This window comes from uncultured Eubacterium sp., from assembly GCF_934525195.1.
Taxonomy (GTDB): domain Bacteria; phylum Bacillota; class Clostridia; order Oscillospirales; family Acutalibacteraceae; genus Eubacterium_R.
The window spans coordinates 265,428-283,537 of record NZ_CAKSZA010000002.1; the positions used below are offsets into that span (position 1 = coordinate 265,428).

Annotated in this window: 18 protein-coding genes; 4 read left to right on the top strand and 14 right to left on the bottom strand. The window is 39.5% G+C overall.

Features of this window, described 5'->3' with window-relative positions; all coding sequences use genetic code 11:
• Position 1: 1 nt before the first annotated feature.
• Genes ispD through Q0E03_RS03365 form a run of 4 tightly spaced genes read right to left on the bottom strand, consistent with a single transcriptional unit; the run spans position 2 to position 3,738 of the window.
• Positions 2–676: a 2-C-methyl-D-erythritol 4-phosphate cytidylyltransferase gene (gene ispD / locus Q0E03_RS03350; protein WP_297129524.1), complete on the bottom strand. Its 675-nt coding sequence runs from the start codon at positions 674–676 to the stop codon at positions 2–4.
• Complete coding sequence (locus Q0E03_RS03355; RefSeq protein WP_297129526.1) at positions 669–2,351, bottom strand: NFACT family protein; 1,683 nt, start codon at positions 2,349–2,351, stop codon at positions 669–671. Before Q0E03_RS03355 ends, ispD begins: the two co-directional genes overlap by 8 nt.
• A 14-nt stretch (positions 2,352–2,365) precedes the next feature.
• Complete coding sequence (locus Q0E03_RS03360) at positions 2,366–3,112, bottom strand: Nif3-like dinuclear metal center hexameric protein (RefSeq protein WP_297129528.1); 747 nt, start codon at positions 3,110–3,112, stop codon at positions 2,366–2,368.
• Positions 3,109–3,738, bottom strand: coding sequence for a class I SAM-dependent methyltransferase (locus tag Q0E03_RS03365; RefSeq protein WP_297129530.1), 630 nt, complete (start codon positions 3,736–3,738; stop codon positions 3,109–3,111). Before Q0E03_RS03365 ends, Q0E03_RS03360 begins: the two co-directional genes overlap by 4 nt.
• Before the next feature lie 132 nt (positions 3,739–3,870).
• On the opposite strand from Q0E03_RS03365, the gene Q0E03_RS03370 reads away from it, so the two are divergent.
• The gene (locus tag Q0E03_RS03370; RefSeq protein ID WP_297129531.1) at positions 3,871–4,452 is read left to right on the top strand and encodes a DUF4364 family protein; all 582 of its coding nucleotides are present in this window, start codon (positions 3,871–3,873) and stop codon (positions 4,450–4,452) included.
• Positions 4,453–4,488: 36 nt separating this feature from the next.
• On the opposite strand, the gene fliB is transcribed toward Q0E03_RS03370, so the two are convergent.
• The 5 genes from fliB to Q0E03_RS03395 all read right to left on the bottom strand — a co-directional run bounded on the left by fliB (position 4,489) and on the right by Q0E03_RS03395 (position 10,375).
• On the bottom strand, positions 4,489–5,454 hold the full coding sequence (gene fliB, locus Q0E03_RS03375; protein WP_297129533.1) for a flagellin lysine-N-methylase: 966 nt from the start codon (positions 5,452–5,454) through the stop codon (positions 4,489–4,491).
• A complete protein-coding gene (locus Q0E03_RS03380; protein WP_297129535.1) occupies positions 5,451–6,500 on the bottom strand; it encodes an AAA family ATPase in 1,050 nt (349 codons plus the stop codon). Before Q0E03_RS03380 ends, fliB begins: the two co-directional genes overlap by 4 nt.
• Before the next feature lie 121 nt (positions 6,501–6,621).
• Positions 6,622–8,751: a YhgE/Pip domain-containing protein gene (locus Q0E03_RS03385; protein ID WP_297129537.1), complete on the bottom strand. Its 2,130-nt coding sequence runs from the start codon at positions 8,749–8,751 to the stop codon at positions 6,622–6,624.
• Complete coding sequence (locus tag Q0E03_RS03390) at positions 8,748–9,122, bottom strand: hypothetical protein (RefSeq protein WP_297129539.1); 375 nt, start codon at positions 9,120–9,122, stop codon at positions 8,748–8,750. Before Q0E03_RS03390 ends, Q0E03_RS03385 begins: the two co-directional genes overlap by 4 nt.
• A 197-nt stretch (positions 9,123–9,319) precedes the next feature.
• Positions 9,320–10,375, bottom strand: coding sequence for a radical SAM/SPASM domain-containing protein (locus tag Q0E03_RS03395; protein ID WP_297129541.1), 1,056 nt, complete (start codon positions 10,373–10,375; stop codon positions 9,320–9,322).
• 81 nt (positions 10,376–10,456) lie between these two features.
• Between Q0E03_RS03395 and Q0E03_RS03400 the strand changes: the two genes are divergently transcribed.
• The 3 genes from Q0E03_RS03400 to Q0E03_RS03410 are packed head-to-tail and all read left to right on the top strand — an operon-like array spanning position 10,457 to position 14,100.
• On the top strand, positions 10,457–11,245 hold the full coding sequence (locus Q0E03_RS03400; protein WP_297129543.1) for a sulfite exporter TauE/SafE family protein: 789 nt from the start codon (positions 10,457–10,459) through the stop codon (positions 11,243–11,245).
• 21 nt (positions 11,246–11,266) lie between these two features.
• Entirely contained in the window at positions 11,267–12,592 is a 1,326-nt protein-coding gene (locus Q0E03_RS03405) for a sulfatase-like hydrolase/transferase (protein ID WP_297129545.1), read from the top strand.
• Between the two features lie 23 nt (positions 12,593–12,615).
• A complete protein-coding gene (locus Q0E03_RS03410) occupies positions 12,616–14,100 on the top strand; it encodes an MFS transporter (RefSeq protein ID WP_297129547.1) in 1,485 nt (494 codons plus the stop codon).
• 64 nt (positions 14,101–14,164) lie between these two features.
• Here the strand turns inward: Q0E03_RS03410 and Q0E03_RS03415 are convergent, their stop codons facing one another.
• The 5 genes from Q0E03_RS03415 to Q0E03_RS03435 all read right to left on the bottom strand — a co-directional run bounded on the left by Q0E03_RS03415 (position 14,165) and on the right by Q0E03_RS03435 (position 18,001).
• Positions 14,165–14,353 (bottom strand): hypothetical protein, encoded by a 189-nt coding sequence (locus Q0E03_RS03415; RefSeq protein WP_297129549.1) that lies wholly within the window; start codon positions 14,351–14,353, stop codon positions 14,165–14,167.
• Between the two features lie 15 nt (positions 14,354–14,368).
• Positions 14,369–15,523 (bottom strand): sodium ion-translocating decarboxylase subunit beta, encoded by a 1,155-nt coding sequence (locus Q0E03_RS03420; protein WP_273338321.1) that lies wholly within the window; start codon positions 15,521–15,523, stop codon positions 14,369–14,371.
• 184 nt (positions 15,524–15,707) lie between these two features.
• Complete coding sequence (locus Q0E03_RS03425; protein ID WP_297129551.1) at positions 15,708–16,349, bottom strand: GDSL-type esterase/lipase family protein; 642 nt, start codon at positions 16,347–16,349, stop codon at positions 15,708–15,710.
• Positions 16,350–16,360: 11 nt separating this feature from the next.
• Positions 16,361–17,644: an amidohydrolase family protein gene (locus Q0E03_RS03430; protein WP_297129553.1), complete on the bottom strand. Its 1,284-nt coding sequence runs from the start codon at positions 17,642–17,644 to the stop codon at positions 16,361–16,363.
• Positions 17,645–17,656: 12 nt separating this feature from the next.
• Positions 17,657–18,001, bottom strand: a complete 345-nt coding sequence (locus tag Q0E03_RS03435) for a hydrogenase maturation nickel metallochaperone HypA (RefSeq protein WP_297129555.1) — start codon at positions 17,999–18,001, stop codon at positions 17,657–17,659.
• Positions 18,002–18,110 lie beyond the last annotated feature (109 nt).

Sequence of the window (18,110 nt, forward strand, 5' to 3'; positions counted from 1 at the left end):
ATCACACCTCTTCCTTTTCAAGCAAACTCTCGGCAACAGGAATGTCATCGGGAGTAGTAATTTTAATATTGGTATAACTGCCCTCAACCATTTTGACTTTCACACCGCCATATTCTGCAAGCTGGCAATCGTCTGTAAAATCTTTGCCATCCGCAACTGCCTTTTCTAACAATTCACTGTACATCTTAAAATCAAATATCTGCGGGGTTTGAACAGCAAAAAGAGATGAACGCTCAGGAGTCTCAACAACAAATGAATCCTTGTCGATAATCTTTATTGTATCCTTAACAGGGACGCCGACAGCCGCAGCTTTATTTTCTTTTGCCTGACGAATTGTGTTTTCTATATCTTCAACCTTAACAAGAGGTCGTGCACCGTCGTGAATTGCAATAAGTTCGGCTTCATCAATGGTTTGAACGGCATTGTATACACTTTGCTGTCTTGTATCTCCGCCGATTGCAAACGATACCCTTTCGTCAGGAAAAAGAGAGACAAATGTTTCTATATCCTGCTCACGGGCAACAACGATAATCTCATCGATATCGGAAATGCCGAGAAAAGCCTCAACGCTTCTTTCAATCACGGTTTTACCTTTTATTTTCAGTAAAAGTTTGCTTTGTTCGCACTTCATTCTTGTGCCGTTTCCTGCTCCGAGAATAATCGCAACATTACTCAATCTCTTTCACCTCCGAAAGTTCCTCCTCGTTAGGAGTGACATATTCCGTTTTGTAGTCATCATAAATAACCATACCCGGCTTTGCACCGTTTGGTTTGTGAACATTTTTCACTATTGTATAATCAACGGCAACATTTGATGATGAGCCTGCTTTTGAATTTACACAGGCAAGCATTGCCGCTTCACGAATCAATTTGTCGGTAAACGGCTTTTCTTTTATCGCTTCAACAATAACATGACTGCCCGGCGTGTCCTTGACATGAAACCACAAATCATAGTTTTTAGCCGTTTTAAGCGTCAACTTATCGTTTTGAACATTGTTTCTTCCGACAAAAATTGTGTAGCCCTCCGAAGAAAGATATTTCTTTGGCGGAAGTTTTTTCTTCTTCTGATTTTTAGTGCCTGTTCTTGAAAGCAAACCGACAGAACGCAGTTCATCTCTGATAGCGGTTATTTCGCTATCTGTTTCCGCTCTTGAAAGTTCATCAATAACTGTATCAAGATAACTTGCTTCCTCGTCAGCTTCTTTTATAAAATCAAGAAGTTTGTTTTCAGCAATCTGCTTTTTACGATAATTTTTATAATATTTCTGTGCATTCTGTGCCGGAGAAAGAGTTGGGTCAACAGGGATTCTGATTGGAGCCATATTGTCATAATAATTTTCCAAATCGTAGAACAATGCACCCTTTTCAAGACGGTGAAGATTTGCGTTAATCAAGTCACCGCAAATTTTCAATCTTTCTTTATCCGCACACTCATCAAGTTCTCTCTTACGATTGATTGACTTTCTTACAGCACGCTCTTTAAGAGTGTTAAGACGGTGGAACAAATCATTTGAACGCTGTCTTATTCTCTCAATTCTGACCTGCTCATAATAGAAATAATCGACCAAATCCGAAAGGGTATCAAAGGTTTTATATGTGCACAAATCGCCAAATTGATGTGGCATAAAATATGTGAAATCTTTTGGCTTATCAAGAATGACAACAGTCGGTTGAGGATGATTGATATGCTCTTTCAATCCCGAAAGGCTAAGGTCAAACTCAATTTCGTTTGCAACAATCGGTGATATACCCTGAATAACCTTGCCTGCTGCCTTTCCGCGAGTGGTATCAAGCGACTTCATTTTCGCTTCAATATCAGGAATACTATCAGTCAAGATATTCATTTTGTCCTGTGCCGGCGGGAGTTTATAAGTTAACCCCGGCAAAATTTCCCTGACAGACGACTTTGTTTCGTCAATTCGCTTTACGCACTCGATAATTTTATATTTCTTATCAACAAGAATAATGTTGCTGTACTTACCCATTATTTCAATAATGAGTCTATACTCAACAGGGTCGCCCAAATCATTTCGTGCATCAAACACAAGAGTGAGTATTCTCTCAAATCCCTCCTGTTTGATTTCTCGAAGAATCGCACCGCAAAGAAGCTTGCGAAGAAGCATTGTAAGCATAGGCGGTTTCTTTGGATTTTCGATATATTGTTTTATAAGTTGTATTCTTGAACTGTCGGCTTTTGCGGACAAAAGGAGTTTTTCGCTTCCGTCATAAGTCCTAAAAGTGAAAAGTATTTCTTCTTTGGACGGTTGATAAATTTTATCAACTCTGAAACCGACAACTTTAGATGCTATTTCGTTTTTTATTAAATGAAGGAATATTCCGTCAAATGCCATAATACATCTCTATTCTAAATTGATTTTACAGGGTTTTCACGAGGAGCAACAACAAATTCAACATCTGTGAAAATCTGCTCTAAATTTTCTTTAAACATAAGAAACGGCAAGTTCTCCGTTTCAAAATGACCTGCGGATACAACCGCAAAACCTGCTTCCGAAGCGTCAAGCATTTCGTGATATTTCAAATCACCCGTCACAAAACAATCTGCCTTTTGGAGTGCGTCAAACATAAATTCACTGCACGCACCGCCGCCGACTGCAACAGTTTTGATGAGTTTGTCGGTATCGGTATATCTGATACCTGCCGTGCCAAGCTGTTGCTCAATATATTCCGCAAAATCATCCATACTCATCGGTGAATCAAGCGAGCCGACAACAACAAAATCATCACACATTGTGCAGGTGTCATTCAAGCCCAATAATTTTGCAAGATTGGTGTTTATACCACATTCAGCCTTGTCAAAATTTGTGTGAGCACATAGATATGCAATATTTGAATTTATAAGATTATACACAGCCGTGTCGCTCATAACATTTTTCAATCCGCCAAAAATCAGCGGATGATGAGTTAGCACCAAATCAGCGTTGACATCCTTTGCAAAGTTGACAACTGCCTTTGTGCAATCAAGAGACATAACAACCTTTTTTACTTCTTTTCTGAAATCACCGACAAGGTGACCCGAATTGTCCCACTCTTCCTGCGACTCATAAGGTGCAACGGAATTAATATAATCATAAATATTTTTTACGGTAGTCATATTTTTTCCTCAATAGCTTTTATCAAATCATCAAAGCAAAGCCCTGACTTTTGCTTATTTCTTAAATAAACGAGCAAATGCTCAAAGTATTCTTTATCGCTGAAATCGGTAATTGCGCCCAAATAATAATCAATCTGTGATTTTTCCGCAATTGTGCCAGAATAATCGGCTGAAAGTATGCTGTAGTGGTGTTTGCCGTCGGCAACAATAATGTCTTTGGTTATTTCAAAGCCGTTGTCATATAGCCACTTTCTTGCAATTTCAGGGTGAGTCATAGGATTGAGAATGATTGTCTTTGACCGAATATCATCTGCTCTTGAAAGAATATCCGCAATCAACTCTCCGCCCATTCCTGCAATAATAACGGTGTCGAAATTTTCTCGAACCTCCTGCAGCCCGTTTGACAAAACACATTTGATTTTGTCATCAAGTCCCGATTGAGAAACAAGGAAACGACAAGAATTGAGCGGTGCTTCGTTTATATCACAAGCAACTGCACTTTGGCATATTTGATTTTCAACAAGATACACAGGAATGTAGCCGTGGTCTGTGCCCACATCAACAGGAACACTTCCCTTTTGAACCATATCGGCTATCGCCTGCAAGCGTTTTGTCAATTTAACCATCTATTACCATAATACCCCATAATATTAATATTCTATATTATAATATATATTGTGCATATTTGCAAGTAATGTTTGCAAGATGAAAAAATATGTGCTAATATATAGAACAGAAAAACAAAAAGAGGTAACAAAATGAACGAAAACACAGAAAAAATTATCGAGCCTAAATTGCGATTTGACGCCTTTATGGCAAATGTCAAAGACGGCGGTCTGCGCAGTGTAAGCTCAATATATATGCTTGTTTGCTACATAGTTGCAAATATGAACAAAAGAGTAAGTGCCGCTACCATCATTGAGGCGGTCAATGATGCGATGATTGCGAATTATTTTGAAATCTCGGATGCGGTCAACAAACTCATAAAAGCAGGAACAATCAACGAGGACGAAAATAAAATGCTCTATATGGATGACCAAGACGTAAAGGAAATAGCCCTTATTGAAAAAGACTTGCCATTGACTATAAGGCAACGAAGCATAAAGGCTTGCCAAAAGGTTATTGCAAGAGAATCATACAAGCGTGAAAACAAAGTTATATGCGAAAAAGTAGACGGCGGATACAAACTTCATCTCAAAGTCAGCGACAACACAACAGACTTTATGAATCTTGAACTTTTTGCAGTTACCGACACACAGGCGGAACTTATAAAGGACAAATTCATCTCTGACCCTGCCGCCGTGTACGAAACACTCATTGACGCAATATTTAATAATTAACATAAAAAATCCCGATACAAAATCGGGATTTTTTTGTTATTTAATAAGATGTTTTTTCAATTCTTCTACGGATAGGCACTTTGCTGTTTTTAAAAGATTTTTGTATCTGTCCATATTATATTGAGAATGCTCTGTCTCCTTGCTCCAAAGGTGAATTGTCCAACTGTCCTCGCCAAAATATGTATTGACAAGAACGCCCACAACAGCCATTTTTGCCTTGCTCAAAACATCCCTGTCATAAACGGCTTGCAAGAAATATTTGTACAAAAAGTACATTGCAATATTTTCATTTGCCTGAGTGTCCGGAACAGGCTTGACTTCCCTGTTTTCAACCTTGATTTCCCACTCGGGATTGATTAATTCGGGATTGTCAAACACCTCAAAAAAGTCGATGTTTTCATCATTTCCGTCAGGATAATCATCAAGTTGCGACTGCAAATCCTGTGCGAAATCAAGGAGAGTTGAAAGTCGTTGATTGATAGGTTTTGACTTATCTTTTGTTATTGCATATGCCTCTTTCCTTGCTTTTACAAGGGTATAATACAGCATACCGTCAATGTCATTGAGTGACGGAAGTTCGTCTGTCATTTCTTCCTCAAACTCAAATGACGGCAAATCGTACATCATATCGGAAGCGACAGGGCAAGAAAACGAAACGCCGATTTCTCTTGTTCCGCCAAAATCATAAATAAATCTCGGAAAAGTACGACAAGTATACGGAGTGTGTTCCCCACCGATTGCAATGTGCATATCGCAAAGATTTTCGTCATTCAAAAACGGGCAACGCTTTTTTGGTGCAAGAGTAAAAATCGTGTTGTCAAATTCGTCTTTTGAAAGTACACGGTCTATTCTCTGCTTGATTTCGAGTGAAGAATCAAGGGTTTTGTAAAATTCAAGAGAATCAATATCGGCATCAACCTCCCATCCCTGACAACAGGAATCGGGGCAAGCGCCTGCGATACACTTAAAATCCTTATAAAATGTCGGTTTTACTATTTTCATAATTTTAATCCTGCCAAATAACTGTTTTTGTAGTGAAAATCGTCCGAAGCATCCTCAATCACCTTGATTTCAGGCGGAAGTTTGAAGCTTTGATTTTCGCTTTTAAGTTCAAGTTCGAGAAAAGCACGATCATCCCAAAAGCGGAAAACATCAAGTTCAAAATATTGACCGTCATACAAAAAGCAATATCTATCCTTGACTATAGTGTTTTTATCGGGGTCGGCACTTTTCATAAGTTCATCATACTGTTGCTTTGAAATTATGCTTTCGGTTTCTTCCGCACACGAACCTGTCACACGAATTTTGAGAGTTTCAAAATAAGTGAATGTTCCGTTTGAGCCTCTTTTTCTTATTCTGTGTGAACCGACTGCACAAAGCAAGTATGTCTGCGAAATTTCAGCCTTAAACGGATTGTATTTTTCAAGAGAAGCAAGGTCGGGATATTCAATAAGGAACTTCTTTTCGATTTCATATCCGCTCAAAATCGATTCGATTTCCGCCCTGCAAGCCGAATATTTTTCATCAAATGTGCTTTCGTTTTTCACATAGCGCAAATGAGAATGTCCGACAGACACATCAAGCAATCTTTTTTGATATTCAAGTGCTTCTTTATAAGTTTCAATTCGTGCAGATGTTGAAAAATACTCACTTTCGGGTGCGATTTCCAACACAATCAACGCATCATATCTTGCCCAAGAATCGACAACATTCATACCAATATTTTCGGCAAGCGCAATCTTATCATCAACATAACTGAAGCAATCTGTTACGCCTCGGTCATAGATAACAACGACCTCATCTTTTTTGCTTTGTTCTGCTTTTTTTAGAATTTCAGCCTCATTTTCAAGCTGTTTTTTTGCCACAAGAGTTTCAAAAACAATGTAATCATCCCTACCGACACCGCTTGCTATAACCTCATATGCCGATTCGGGACAAATGAGAACATCTCTGTTTTCCGTATAAAAATCAGCCGCAAGCCTTTCGACAATTGAGGTTTTGCCCGAACAAGGCGCTCCGGTCAATGCAATTTTTGTAATCTTTGCCATTTTATCACCCAACACATTATATCACAATTTTATACATTTACAATCCCAAAGAAAAAATATACACAATAAGTTAAAATTTACGACAAAAACTCCCCTTGTGCATACAAGAGGAGCTGTAAATTTAGAACAATCCTGTTTCTTCAATCTTCTTTTCAAAGAACTTGACAGGCTTTTTAACGATAGCTTTAACAGGAATACCGATAATAAGACCTGCAACCGCATAAGCAAGAAGTTTGAGAAGATAAATCCAATAGTTATTGCCGTATGTTCCGCAGATACATTCACGCATAGCTTCAATTACAAAGGTGAACGGAATGTACGGATTGATTGACACGAAGAATCGAGGTGTTACATCAATCGGGAATGTACCGCCTGAACCGCCGATTTGAACAACAAGCATAATAACACCTATTGCCTTGCCTATATCGCCGAAGGTATACACAATCGAATATATAAAGAACGAATAGACTATCGAGGCGAGCACACCTGCAAACAAGAATTTGACAGGGTGATAGCACTGTATCTTCAAGAAATATAGATCACCGAGGCAGATAATCAAGCCCTGAACAACTGCAATACACAGGAACAAAAGGCTTCTGCCAAAGAATTCCTCGTGAGGTTTCAGCAACGGTGAAATCTCTTTTTTCTTCTTGACATTTGTTTTTACAAGGGCAACAAGCATAATTGCACCAACCCAAATTGCAAGAGTTGAATAGAAAGGTGCCATAGCCGAGCCGTAGTTTTCAATTCCGTAAACCTTATCGGTTTTAACTTCAACAGGGCAAGCAAGGAACTCACCGAGGTCACCGCCGTTTTTAGTCGTAAGATTTACAACGGCATTCACCATTTCGCTGTCCCTGATATTGTCAATAACATTAACAAGATTTTTAAGCTTTTTATCGGTGTTTTTGAGCACCTTATTCATTGAGATTACAAGGCTGTCACCCGTATCCGCACAATCCTTTAATGTTGCGGCAAAAGAGCTGATTTCGGGTGCTTTATCTTGGAAATTATCGAGCATATCGGACAAATCTCCGAGAGTTATAATAAGACTGTCAATTGCCTGAGTCAACGCAGGTTCAACATTCTTGTCATAGTTATTTGCCGCACTTTTGAGCGAAGCGGAAACCTTGCGAATCTTTTTAGCATTATTATAAGCATTTTTATCGTAGTCAACATTTGAAGCCTTAACAAGCGTTGAAGAAAGAATTTTGAGCGACTTGCTGACATTGGTGATCCTTGCGATAAGAGCTGTAACCTCGCCGATTGGCTTTGACAAAGACGAATTAATCTTTGTGAGGAGTTTACAAATTTCGTCAAGTTCATTTCTTACGCCGTCAAGCTGTGCTGCGACTTGCTTTGTTGTGGCGGTTACGCTTGACAAATCCTTGTTTGCAATTTTATCAATAGTGTCTGCCGCTTCATCAAGCGTTTCGCAAGTGCTGTCAAGAATATTGCCGATTGATTCGGTCATTGAGCCCATTGCCTCTTGAGTGAGCCTTACGGCGTCGGAGGTGTCATTAATCATTGAGTTTGTATCGTTGACTAATGAATTAAGCTCCTTGGTGTCAATATTCATATTTTTGGTCATATTCAAAAGTTTTTCAAGGCTTACAAGAGAATCGGAAATTGTGCCAATAGTTTCTCTTGCACTATTCACTTGATTTTTGAGATGGTCAAAATTATCTTCGCCCGACACAGGGTCGGCTTCCATTGCAGAGCCTATAACGGCGCTGAGCACATCAACAACCGTGGTTACAAATGATTCATTTACCGTTGTTTGGACGGTTTGAACAACCTTATCGGTGATTTTAGTTGCAATGGCATTTTTCTTTTCGTTTGCATAATAAACGATTTGCGGTCGTTCGTAATCCTCGGTAACAATAGACGCAAGGTTTTTACTGAATCCGCTCGGAATCTCAATAGCGGCATAATACTTGCCTGCTTCAACGCCTTTTACCGCATCTTTTTTAGACACAAACTGCCAATCAATAGAATCATTACCCTTTAAGTTATCACAAATTTGGTCACCGATGGCAATTTCAAGTTTTTTGTATGTTGCACCCTCATCTTCGTTACAAACAGCAACTTGCATAGCGCCTGTTTTGCCGTAAGGGTCCCAGTTTGCATAAATATTGAACCACGCATAAAGGCTTGGCAAAAGAGCAACACCGACAGCAAGAATGATTGCCATTGAATTGGTAAATATCTTTTTTACATCCCTTTTGAAAATTTTGATTATATTTTTCATTCGTCGCCGTCCTCCTCTTCTTCGTCATCATCGTCCTTGAAAATGTCATATTCGCCAAATTCAAGCTGGTCATCGTCAAGCAAATACGGTATGACCTTATCTTTTACAAGATATTTGCAATAATCGGTTATTGTGAACACCGTAACAGCAACAAAAATAATAACAACCCACCAAATAAGCCAAACGGTTTTGTCGCTTGAATCTCTGATAGCAGATGCCACAATTAAACTGAAAATCACAAATATAACAGAAAATATGATTTTTACTATATTAAGAATTTTACATCCCCTGCGATACGATTCAATAATCTTTTCACGCAGGAATTTATATTTATAAGCAAGCTTTTCGCTGTGCTTCATCTTTCTGCTCATAATGAATTATCCTCAAAATAACAAATTGTATAATGTATTATAACGATATGTAATATCGATGTCAATATGCAAAATAGATAATTATACACTTGTATAGCCACAAATAAACTGTAAATTATCAACATATTGTAATGTTATGTACAAATTTTTATATTCGTTGACTTTATATATAAAAAACTGTATAATATTTATTGGCTTTAAAAACAGATTATATTTTTAAAAAACATTTTATATGCCTCGCAGTAGTCGGAAGAAGCTCTGTTTCGCTTGCATCCGCCACCCCTGCAAAGACGAAAATAGCGGCATTCTTTGCATTTTTCGTCAACAGCATATGATGATTTTACAAAAGATTTGAAAATTTCGCTTTCTCGCATTTTTGAGAACGAAACCTCATTTATATTACCGAGGTAACACTCATTTATGCAATAAAAATCGCACGGATAAGTTGAGCCGTCACCTTCAACAACGAATTGTTCGGAGCAAAAGCCGTTCATTCCGCATTGCTCGGCAGGTCTGCCCTGCATAAGAAGTCGATAGTTATCAAACTGACGGATTGACATCTGCGTGCCTCGGCTTATATCGTTGAAATATAGTTTATATCCCGATTTCAGATAATTTGCATAATCTTCAACAGACATTGCGTATTCGCTGTTTTCCTCGCCAAATTCCTTTAGACACGGAATATACTGCAAAAAGTGCAAGTCATTACTTTTGAAAAAGCGATATGATTTTCTGAAATTTTGGGCAAGTCGAGAAGTCAACACGCTCAAAATATTGAACTGCACATTGTATTTTTTCAGCAATTCGATGGCAGACATAACATCATCAAACGATTCCCTGCCGTCCTTATAAACACGGTAGGAATTGAGCTCACGGTCACCGTCAAGCGACACACCGACCAAGATACCGTTTGATTTGAAAAATTCGCACCATTGCTCGTCAATGAGTGTTGCGTTGGTTTGAATACAGTTTGTTATCTTTGAACCTTTGGTGTTAAGCTCTTGTTCCTTTTTGACGAACATATTGAAAAAATCAATGCCCGAAAGCAAAGGTTCACCACCCTGAAAGGTGAAAATCACTTCTGTTGAGTCGGCATATTCAAGAGCACTTTTGATAACATTTTCTGCTGTTTTTTCGTTCATATATCCTTTGAACGCCTCATCTCGTTTTTCTGCAAGAGAGGTATAAAAGCAGTATTCACATTTTAAATTACAAGCCGATGATGACGGCTTTATCATAACTGAAATTGGCATAAAATCAACCATCCTTAATTTGATTATATCAATCGGACGGATTTATGTCAACGAATTAAAGCAAATAGAAAAGGAGATAAAATGGGTTTTTGTTTAATATATGCGGTTGTTATTTTTGCCGCCACATTTTTTGGTGCGTTCGTCGGTCTTGGCGGCGGAGTAATAATTAAGCCGTTACTTGATTTAATCGGTCACGACACAATTGCGGTGGTCAACTTCATTTCTGCCTGTGCTGTGTTCAGTATGAGCATAACCTCAACCATAAAACACATCAGAGCAAAGACAAAAATCGAATTCGGTATAATCATTTATCTTTCAATAGGTGCTGTTGTGGGCGGTATTTGCGGTTCAAAGCTGTTTGATTACTTCCTTACATTATTCAACAACTCGCTCCTAAAAAGTATTCAAGGGCTTGCTTTGGGCATTTTGCTCGTGGCATCCGTTATATATGTAAACACAAAAAATGCAAAGAGTTTCAAACTCACAAAGCCTGTGCCTATCATTATTGTTGGCTTAACTCTCGGATTTATCGCATCTTTTTTGGGAGTAGGCGGAGGCCCTATCAATGTTGCATTTTTGGTGTTGTTCTTCTCTATGACCGTAAAAGAGGCTGCCGTTTACAGCGTTGGCACAATCTTTTTCAGTCAACTTTCAAAGCTCGTTACCCTCGGGGTTACACATACAATACCAAAGTTTGATGTCGTTACACTTATCGTTGCGATTTTGTGTGCGGCTGTCGGCGGTATCGTAGGTGCAAAAATGAACAAAAAGGTTAATGAGAAAGTTATACAAATAATATTTACCGTTATGGTATCGGCTGTTGCACTTGTGAACTTCTACAATGCAATAGCAGGATTTATTGCACGGTAAACAAAAATAAAGGGGAAAATTATGAAGAAAAAAAACATTATATTCTATTTTTCCGATCAACAGCGTTGGGACACGGTTAACAGCCAGGTAACTCCTAATTTGATGCAGTTGGCAAGCGAGGGTGTTATGTTTGAAAACAACTTCACCTGTCAGCCTGTTTGCGGACCTGCAAGAGCATGCTTGCAATCAGGTTTGTATGCAACTCAAATCGGTTGTTATTGGAACGGAATTCCGCTTCCTGACGGTACTCCGAGCCTTGCACATTACTTCAACAACGCAGGCTATCAAACGGCGTACATCGGAAAATGGCATTTGGCATCGGACAGATTACCGGGCATTGGTATGCACTGTGAAGCAACTGCTATTCCAAAGGAACGACTTGGTGAATATCAGTACTTCCGCGGGGCTGATGTTTTGGAATTCACATCACACGGATATGACGGTTTTATATTCGATGAAAACGGTACAAAAATCAACTTTACCGGATACAGAGCAGACTGCATAAACAACTATGCAACCGAATACATAGAAAATAGAGATAAAGATAAACCTTTCTTTATGTTCATCAGTCAGCTTGAGCCTCATCATCAAAACGACCATCATTGCTATGAGGGATTCAAGGAAACAATAGACGACTACAAAAATTATCCGCTTCCTGATGATTTGACATTTATGAAGGGCGACTACAAAGAAATGTACCCTGACTATATGTCAGCCATCAACCGACTTGACTACAATGTCGGCAGGCTTGTGCAAAAGCTCAAGGACGAGGGCATTTATGATGACACAATCATTATTTATACCTCCGACCACGGCAGTCACTTCAAGACAAGAAACCTTGAATACAAGCGTTCTTGCCACGAAAGTGCAACACATACCCCGCTCATCATCAAAGGCGGCGAATTTGTTGGTGGCAAAAGAGAAACAAGGCTTTCATCACTCATTGACATTCCGCCGACACTTATGGCTATGGCAGGCATTGATATTCCAAAGCAGTATATGGGTATCGACCTTGCAAAGCAAGTAAGCGGTGAAGAGCCGCCACGAAAGAACGTATTTATCCAGGTCAGCGAGGCTTCAAACTCAAGAGCCATCAGAACCGACAAATACAAATATTCAATCAGAGATGCAAGTCCTTGCGGATATATTCACGCAAAGGCTAAAGTTTATTTTGAAGATTATCTTTACGATTTGGAAAAAGACCCGATTGAAAAGCATAATCTTATCAAAAACAAGGCTTATGCAGAAGTTCGTGAAGAATTGAAGCAACAACTTATTGACGAAATGATGAATGCCGGTGAGGATAAACCTGTTATTATGCCGGCAATTAAAGCGAGGAAGATTTAATGGAGCAGAAAAAATATTTAACAATGAAAGAGCGCATTTGCTTTACAGTCGGTGCGTTCGGCCGTTCAGGCATATATACACTTATGTCAATGTTTACTCTCGTATTTTTCCAAAACGGAGCAGGCTTGACACTTAAACAAGGCACAACAATTATTCTTATCGGCAGAATTTTTGACGCACTCAACGACCCTGTAATGGGTATGATTGTTGACAGAACAAAGTCAAAATGGGGCAAGATGCGTCCATATCTTTTGTTCTCACCTGTGCCGATTGCACTGACAACAATCGCATTGTTCTCCGCACCTTTTGAAGAAGGTTCAACGGCAGCATTTGTATGGGCACTTGTTACATACATCCTTTGGGGTGTGGCATTTACGGTACAGGATGTTCCGTTCTGGGGACTTTCATCTGTAATCACTCCGCTTGAAAGCGAAAGAACATCATTCATCTCAACCGCAAGGCTCGGTTCAACATTCGGCGGTATTTTGCCGGCACTTCTTGTTCCGATTCTTTATCAGAGCAATATGGGCTACACAAAGGGATTCTTCCTTTCGGGTGTAATCTTTGCCGTTCTCGGATGTGCACTTTCTATCCTCATTTTCTTTGTTTCAAAAGAAAGAGTGCCAAAGATGGATCACACTCCGTCATTCAAGGAAACATTCGTTGTTCTCGGCAAAAACAAGCTCCTCATCATCGTTATTTTTGCTGCTGTTCTCGGCTCAACAATGGTTACTGCTAACCAATGTGCAGACTACATCGGCAACTATATTATCATCCAAAACTACACCGACTTTACACAGATTTTCCAAGACTTCCTCCCGGGTGCACAGAAGTTGCTCATCGACAATGTTGACGCTGCCGCTGCATACGATTTTTGGATTCCTCGTGGAACTATCGTAACAACTCTTACAGTTGCAATCGGTGTTGGTATGGTGCCAGCAATGGCTCTCTTCCCTGTTCTCAGAAAGAAGCTTTCACTCAAGCAAATCTACATCGGTTCAGCACTCTTCGGTATGATTGTTCACGCACTTTGCTATGTGGTTATGGCACAGGATGTAACTAAGGTTAACATCTATGTTTTGTGGATATTCCTCTTCCTTATGGGTCTCCCTCTCGGAATTTACAATGTAATTACATATGCGCTCATCGCAGATGCCGTTGACTATCTTGAATGGAAAACAGGCGAGCGTCAGGAGGGTGTATGCTTTGCATTCCAAACATTCCTTTCAAAAGTTAACGCTGCTGTTGCAACATTTGTATTCGGTCAAATTCTTGACGGTACAGACTTTAAGCCTGTTGACAAATCACTTGTTGACATCGCAGGCAGACAAATTTTCTTCCAGCAATCAGAGAGCACACAAAAAATGCTTGTTGCTCTTGTAACGATTGTTCCTGCAGTTGGCTTCTTGCTTACAATCATTCCAATGTTCTTCAACGACTACACCGGCAAGGTAAAAGAACAAGCACAAAAGGAACTCGAAGCAAAGCGTGAAGCTAAGATGCAATAAAAGAAACTACATAAAAAAAAACGGAGAGGATTGAACCTCTCCGTTTTTTTTTATGTTATAAAGTCTATTCATCAGAGTTATCTTTTTTCTTAGAAGTTAGTTTGTTGAGCAAATAAGTCACAAGAACGATTACTCCGATAACAATAAATATACCGAGCATTCCGTACAAAACAACAGGGAGCGAAGTTTTCCAGCTATCTGCGTGGATTGCCATTGTAAAAACCGTTAAAAGAGAAACAAATAAATTTTGCATTATATTCCCTCCTTATTAAGATACGAGAGTCAGGATTAAGCCACCTGCGATAACCGAGGCGATTTGACCTGAAACGTTTACGCTGATTGACTGCATGAGCAAGAAGTTTTGATTATCCTCTTTAAGTCCCATTTGGTTTACAACTCTGCCGCTCATTGGGAAAGCGGAAATACCTGCGGCGCCAATCATAGGGTTGATTTTTTTATCCTTTGGCAAGAACAAATTGAGGAACTTTGCAAACATAACACCACCGATTGTGTCGAAAACAAACGCAACCAAACCGAGGGCGAGAATCAAGATTGTGTCCCACTGAACGAAAGATTTGTAGTTCATTCTGCCTGCAACTGTGATGCCCAAAAGAATTGTGATGATATTGGCAAATGAATTCTGTGCGGTTTCCGAAAGATTATTAAGCACGCCACATTCTCTGATGAGGTTGCCGAACATCAAGAAGCCGACAAGGGCAACCGACTTTGGAGCAACAAGACCCGCAATAACGGTTACAACAATCGGGAACAAAATCTTGGTTGTTTTTGATACATCGCCTGCGGAATATTTCATACGGATTTGGCGTTCTTTCTTGGTTGTGACAGCCTTGATAACAGGAGGCTGAACAATCGGCACAAGAGCCATATACGAATACGCTGCGACCATAATTGCACCGAGATACTTGGAGTTAAGCTCATTTGCAACAAAGATTGATGTCGGACCGTCTGCTGCACCAATAATTGCGATTGACGCAGCGTCGTTGACATCAAAGAAGAAACTTGCAACAAAGAATGTAAAGAATATACCAAACTGTGCGGCTGCACCGAAAAGCATCAGCCACGGATTTTTAAGCAACGGACCGAAATCTATCATTGCACCGATACCGATAAACAGCAACAGCGGAAAAAGCTCATTGGCAATACCTGCATTGAACAGGGTGTCAATCGGTCCTTCCTCTGCACCGGGTTGAGTAATTGCACCCGACCACGGCAAATTGACAAGAATTGTGCCGAAGCCCATCGGCAACAAAAGTGTTGGTTCCATCTCTTTTGCAATTGCAAGATAAACAAGCAATCCGCCGACTGCCCACATCAAAACCATTTGCCATTTTATTTCTCCGACATTAGAGAACAAATTGGCGAATTCCTGCAAAACAGATGTTCTTAATAGTAATGCTTCCATAAAATTCTCCTTTTTTGTTGTATTAAAATAAAAAAACAGACTTCTGCCATAAAATGGCAAAAGTCTTGTTAATACCAAAACGGAACTGCACAACCCGGGTTTTCCCGTACTGACGGACTGTGCAACACTTGCATTGCAAATGCTAACTACTCCCTTTTTTTCGAAAAATATTATAATACACAGACTATTCCGTGTCAAGAGATAAATGCTTCAATATTTCATCGGAAATAATTTTGTGGCAAAGGTCTGTCGGATGAAACGAATCGGCTGAAAGTTCCTGCGGAGAAAATGTTTTTTGTGCTTCGTCAAGCACGGGTTGCAAATCAAGAATTTCTATTCCATTTGCCAGAGCCGACAGTTTAAGTCGTTCTCTAAACCGATTGAGCGTTTTGATAAATGGGTGAAACTCCTCGAGCGTGTCAATCAAAAACGGAAGAACATACAGAATTTGAGCATCATCAAGTTCGTTTTTCATTCTGCCGAAAAGTTCATCCATATTCGATTCCAAAGTTTGATTTGGCGGTGGGCACAGTTCGGGATAATACTCCTCCCACGCATCATTTCCGCCGACAAGCATAATCACAACATTCGGTTTTAGCGAAATGCAATCATCGTCCATTCTGTTGCAAAGGTTGTAGGTTCTGTCATCAACAATTCCCTTATAAAACACCTCGGCATTCGGAAACTTTTTCTTGATTTCCTCGCCGATATTAAGTGCATAAACCTGCTTGCCGTGAAGCAAATGGTCATACTGACGATTAAAATCTATGTCGGTTACACTATCGCCGAAAAAGAGAATTCGGCTGTTATTATCAATTTTTATCATATTTATTTAACTCAACAATCATAGAATTTATCAAGTTCTTCATCACATTTTGGATACTTCTTGATTTTTGGTTCTTTGAAAATCTTACCACGGCAAACAACCATATACGGCTCCCTGAGTGCTCTGAAATCATCAAACGGATTGTCATTTGAAATGAGCATATCGGCACATTTGCCAGCCTCAATACTACCTGTTTCGTCAGCAATACCGAGAATTTGAGCGTTGTTGAGTGTTGCTGTGTAAAGTGCATATTCAGGTGAAACTCCGACATTTCTTTCAAAATAATGAAGTTCACGCCACATATTGTAGTGGGTTGTATAAGGACAGCCTGTGTCTGTGCCGAGACCGACGGTAATACCGTTTTCAAGCGCTGTTTTTGAACCGATAATCATATTGTTATAAACAATATTTGAATTGTACTGAACAGCCTCGCTGATACCGAGAGTTTCTCGCTTGAACTTTGCCATAGGCATTGCAGGAGAAAGAGTACAAACCAAAACAGCATTGTATTTCTTAAAGGTGTCAATTTCCTTTTGAGTGAGAGTTGAACCGTGCTCAATGGAATCAACTCCATTTTCAACAGCACAACGAACGCCCTCAGGGCTTTGAACATGGGCAGCAACCTTGAGTCCGAGCTTGTGAGCCTCATCACAACAAGCTTTAATCATATCAGCCTGCATCATAAGTTTGCCAGGTTCACCCTTAACTTTTGCGTCCATAACACCGCCTGTTATCATAAGTTTGATTAAGTCAACATTTTGGCTTTTCAATTCGTCAACCATCTTTACAGCCTCTTCAACAGAAGCGGCAGGATGGGTGACAGAACCAACCATATGACCGTGAGGCACACCGATTGCGTAGTTTGAAACAAACATTCTCGGACCATCAAGTTTGCCGGCATTGATTTTGTCACGCAACTTTGTGTCGAGGTCATCAAGTCCGCCAACAACTCGAACAGTTGTTACACCCGACATCAAGCCCTGCATTGCATATGCGTGGCACATCTTGAGAACAAGAGCCTTTGACAAGCTTGAAGAAAGCGCAAATTTTGTGAGTTTTGTTGTATTCATCGGCTTATTTTGTGGCTTACCGCCGGCAGGCAAATGAACATGCAGATTGATAAGACCCGGCATCAAATATTTTCCGTCAAGGTTGATAACCTCATCATTAGAACATGTGGCAATCTTGCCGATTTCTGTAATTTTTCCGTTTTCAACAGCCACATCAGTATTCGGCTGAGGCTTCATATCCTTTGTACCGTCAAGAAGCGTACAATTTTTAAATACATATCTCATAGCTTACCTCCGTTAATAAACCTCAATTTCTTTGATATTAAATTCGTTTCCTTTAATTAAATAAGTGTTTTCACTGCCACAGTGAGGACAAATTTTTCCAAACTCAACAGTAGGATAATTAGTCTGACAATCTTCGCAATAGGTCACGGCTTCAATCTTTTCAATTATCAATTCGCAATCAATCAGAATATCGTGTTTTTTTATTGCCCACTTCCAGCAATCCATAAGATATTCGGGAATGACGCTTGAAACCTCGCCGATTTCAAGAGTAACAGAATGAATATGCTCAACATCATTTTCTTTAGCTACACTCTCAACATCATCAATAACATAAAATACTACTCCGAGTTCGTGCATATTTTATCTCCCTTAGATTTATTAATATTATTTTACCTTTAAAGATATACAAAGTCAACCGAAATTTATATAGATGTACAAATAATAGAAAAATTGCTTCCCCTTATCT

Excerpts from the sequence above, each read along its gene's own strand:
- Q0E03_RS03385 (WP_297129537.1), bottom strand. The coding sequence starts at position 8,751 with ATGAAAAATATAATCAAAATTTTCAAAAGGGATGTAAAAAAGATATTT.
- Q0E03_RS03425 (WP_297129551.1), bottom strand. The coding sequence starts at position 16,349 with ATGATAAAAATTGATAATAACAGCCGAATTCTCTTTTTCGGCGATAGT.
- fliB (WP_297129533.1), bottom strand. The coding sequence starts at position 5,454 with ATGAAAATAGTAAAACCGACATTTTATAAGGATTTTAAGTGTATCGCA.
- Q0E03_RS03400 (WP_297129543.1), top strand. The coding sequence starts at position 10,457 with ATGGGTTTTTGTTTAATATATGCGGTTGTTATTTTTGCCGCCACATTT.
- Q0E03_RS03365 (WP_297129530.1), bottom strand. The coding sequence starts at position 3,738 with ATGGTTAAATTGACAAAACGCTTGCAGGCGATAGCCGATATGGTTCAA.
- Q0E03_RS03415 (WP_297129549.1), bottom strand. The coding sequence starts at position 14,353 with ATGCAAAATTTATTTGTTTCTCTTTTAACGGTTTTTACAATGGCAATC.
- Q0E03_RS03420 (WP_273338321.1), bottom strand. The coding sequence starts at position 15,523 with ATGGAAGCATTACTATTAAGAACATCTGTTTTGCAGGAATTCGCCAAT.
- Q0E03_RS03390 (WP_297129539.1), bottom strand. The coding sequence starts at position 9,122 with ATGAGCAGAAAGATGAAGCACAGCGAAAAGCTTGCTTATAAATATAAA.
- Q0E03_RS03360 (WP_297129528.1), bottom strand. The coding sequence starts at position 3,112 with ATGACTACCGTAAAAAATATTTATGATTATATTAATTCCGTTGCACCT.
- Q0E03_RS03435 (WP_297129555.1), bottom strand. The coding sequence starts at position 18,001 with ATGCACGAACTCGGAGTAGTATTTTATGTTATTGATGATGTTGAGAGT.
- Q0E03_RS03405 (WP_297129545.1), top strand. The coding sequence starts at position 11,267 with ATGAAGAAAAAAAACATTATATTCTATTTTTCCGATCAACAGCGTTGG.
- Q0E03_RS03370 (WP_297129531.1), top strand. The coding sequence starts at position 3,871 with ATGAACGAAAACACAGAAAAAATTATCGAGCCTAAATTGCGATTTGAC.
- Q0E03_RS03430 (WP_297129553.1), bottom strand. The coding sequence starts at position 17,644 with ATGAGATATGTATTTAAAAATTGTACGCTTCTTGACGGTACAAAGGAT.
- Q0E03_RS03410 (WP_297129547.1), top strand. The coding sequence starts at position 12,616 with ATGAAAGAGCGCATTTGCTTTACAGTCGGTGCGTTCGGCCGTTCAGGC.
- Q0E03_RS03355 (WP_297129526.1), bottom strand. The coding sequence starts at position 2,351 with ATGGCATTTGACGGAATATTCCTTCATTTAATAAAAAACGAAATAGCA.
- Q0E03_RS03395 (WP_297129541.1), bottom strand. The coding sequence starts at position 10,375 with ATGCCAATTTCAGTTATGATAAAGCCGTCATCATCGGCTTGTAATTTA.
- Q0E03_RS03380 (WP_297129535.1), bottom strand. The coding sequence starts at position 6,500 with ATGGCAAAGATTACAAAAATTGCATTGACCGGAGCGCCTTGTTCGGGC.